Consider the following 2,735-nt stretch of genomic DNA (forward strand, 5'->3'; position numbering starts at 1 on the left):
TCCGATTTCCATTTCGATCTCCCCGATGAGCTGATCGCCCAGCATCCATTGCCTGAGCGCAGCGCCAGCCGGCTGCTCGCGCTCGACGGCCCGAGCGGCCGCCTGCAAGACCTGGGCTTTCGCGATCTGCCACAGCTGCTCCAACCTGGCGACCTGTTGGTCTTCAACGACACCAAGGTCATACCGGCGCGGCTGTTCGCGCAGAAGGCGACCGGGGGCAAGGTCGAGGTGCTGATCGAGCGGATGGTCGATGATCACGAGGCCCTCGCCCATCTGCGTGCAAGCAAGACGCCCGTGGCGGGCACCACGCTGCACCTGGCCGAAGGCGAGCAACTGTTGATCACGGCGCGCGAGGAAGACCTGTTTCGGCTCCGGGCTCTGGATGCCACACTACCAGCGCTGATGCGGCGCCACGGCCATATGCCGCTGCCGCCCTATATTCGCCGCGCCGATGAAGCCGCTGATCAGCAGCGCTACCAGACCGTCTATGCCGAGCGCGAGGGTGCGGTTGCGGCGCCGACGGCGGGCTTGCATTTCGATGCGCCGATGCTCGAGCAGCTGGCCCAGGCCGGTATCGGCAGCGCGCGCCTAACCCTGCACGTGGGCGCTGGAACCTTCCAACCGGTGCGCGAAGAGGATCTGAATCAACACCGGATGCATGCCGAGTGGCTTGAGGTGAGCGAGGCGACGGTGGCTCAGATCGAGGCAACGCGTGCCGCCGGCGGGCGCATCATCGCCGTCGGCACCACCACGGTGCGCAGTCTGGAGACGGCGGCAGCTGCCGCGCAAGGAGCCATGGCCAGCGCACCAGGCGCGGCACCCGTTCTCGGCCAAGGCCCAGATGCGGCAAAGACCGACGCGGCCGAGGCCATGCTCGGAACCTCGGTGCTCAGGCCCTATCGTGGCGAGAGCCGGTTGTTTATCCGACCGCCTTATCCCTTTCGGGTGGTCGACGCGATGATCACCAACTTTCACCTACCGGGCTCGACGCTGCTGATGCTGGTCTCGGCCTTTGCCGGTCACGCGCAGATCATGGCCGCCTACCGTCACGCCGTTGTCCAGCGCTATCGCTTCTTCAGCTACGGCGATGCGATGTTCCTCACGCGACGGGATGGCTAGGCCAGAAATCGATGGGCCAGAAATCGACGGGCAAAAAAAAGCGCGGCGGGCGCCGCGCTTATAAGATTACCACCAAAGGAGGATGGAGGAGTGCACCAGAGGACTGCGAACCTCCAGTGCATCGCTAGTTTCTTAAATACTAATCTGATTGTCAACCCCAACCGCTGCGTCGCTACCACCTGTTTCTGAGTTTAGCCAGCGACAGCGTCAAAAATGTGAACCAGTCGGCATTTATGCGACATGTGGGATATCACCTTCAGTTAGCGGCTCCGGCCGCAGGCTGCGGATAGCGCACGCCGCAGCCTCCATGGCCGCAATATCCCCCGGGGTTCTTGGCGAGATACTGTTGATGGTAGTCTTCCGCATAGTAGAAGCTCGGCGCGGACAGGATCTCCGTGGTGATGGCCTCGCGCCGGCCGGCCTGATCCAAGGCCTGCTGATACTGGCTCAGGCTTTGCCGGGCTGCCTCGAGCTGCGCCTGGTCGAAGGCATAGATGCCCGAGCGGTACTGGGTCCCCATATCGTTGCCCTGGCACATGCCCTGGGTGGGGTCGTGGCCTTCCCAGAAGGTCTTGAGCAACTGCTCGAAGTGGATCTGGGACGGATCGTAGACCACCAAGACCACCTCGTTATGACCGGTATAGCCGGAGCAGACCTCTTCGTAGGTGGGGTTTGGCGTTAGGCCGCCGGCATAGCCGACAGCAGTGCTGTAGACCCCTGGCAGGCTCCAGAACGCCTTCTCCGCACCCCAGAAACAGCCCATGCCGAACAGCACCTGCTGCGTATTCTCTGGAAAAGGCGGTAGCAGCGGATGGCCGAGGACCGCATGGCGGCTCGGCACCGACATCGGAGTGTCGCGGCCGGGAAGGGCCTCTTGAGCCGTTGGCAGCTCGGTCTTCTTGCGGAACAGGAACATGATGATGGCCTCGGTGGGTATGATGGAGTGATTGAGGTTTGGGCAGACACGCTCAAGCCAAACCGATGCCGCACCCCAACCATCGACCCTCATTCCCACATGTCCGCCTGGCAGCATCTTCGTCTGATCACCATTGATCTTGATGACACCCTCTGGCCCTGCGCACCGGTCATCAAAGCGGCCGAGGCGGCACATTACGCCTGGCTGGCCGCACAGGCACCGCGACTGGCGGAGCGCCATACCGTGGAGAGCCTGCGCGCCCATCGTCGCGAGCTGATGCAGACCCGCCCTGAGCTGGCCCACGATGTCACCGCGCTGCGCTACAGGGCCCTCCAGAGCCTACTGATCAGCTTGGACTATTCCGAGCAGCAGGCCGTTGAGCTGGCGCAGGGGGCAATGACAGCGTTTCGAGACAGGCGCAATCGCGTCGAGCCCTATGCCGATGTCGCCCCGGCGCTGGAGCGTCTGCGTCGCCATTGCCGGCTCGTTGCGGTGACCAACGGCAATGCCGAGGTGCAGCAGACGCCGCTGCGCGCGGCCTTCGATCGCTGCCTGACCGCGGCCGATGCCGGCGCCGCCAAGCCGGACCCGGCCATCTTCGAGCTGGCGATGGACTGGGCCGAGGCCACGCCCGCGCAAACCTTGCATATTGGTGATGACCCGGCACTGGATGTCGACGCCGCGCGGGCACTGGGCTTGG

At 64.1% G+C, this 2,735-nt stretch carries 3 protein-coding genes; 2 read left to right on the forward strand and 1 reads right to left on the reverse strand.

The window, feature by feature from the left end; all coding sequences use genetic code 11:
- Window positions 1-1,119: tRNA preQ1(34) S-adenosylmethionine ribosyltransferase-isomerase QueA (gene queA / locus ACY693_RS17855; RefSeq protein WP_462323158.1), on the forward strand; the 1,119-nt coding region annotated here is incomplete at its 5' end.
- A 256-nt stretch (window positions 1,120-1,375) separates the two neighbouring features.
- On the opposite strand, the gene msrA is transcribed toward queA, so the two are convergent.
- Entirely contained in the window at window positions 1,376-2,035 is a 660-nt protein-coding gene (gene msrA, locus ACY693_RS17860) for a peptide-methionine (S)-S-oxide reductase MsrA (RefSeq protein ID WP_462323160.1), read from the reverse strand.
- Window positions 2,036-2,134: 99 nt separating this feature from the next.
- Here msrA and ACY693_RS17865 point away from each other — a divergent pair.
- Window positions 2,135-2,735: HAD family hydrolase (locus ACY693_RS17865; protein WP_462323159.1), on the forward strand; the 601-nt coding region annotated here is incomplete at its 3' end.

The sequence above is a fragment of the Halochromatium sp. genome, assembly GCF_054919635.1.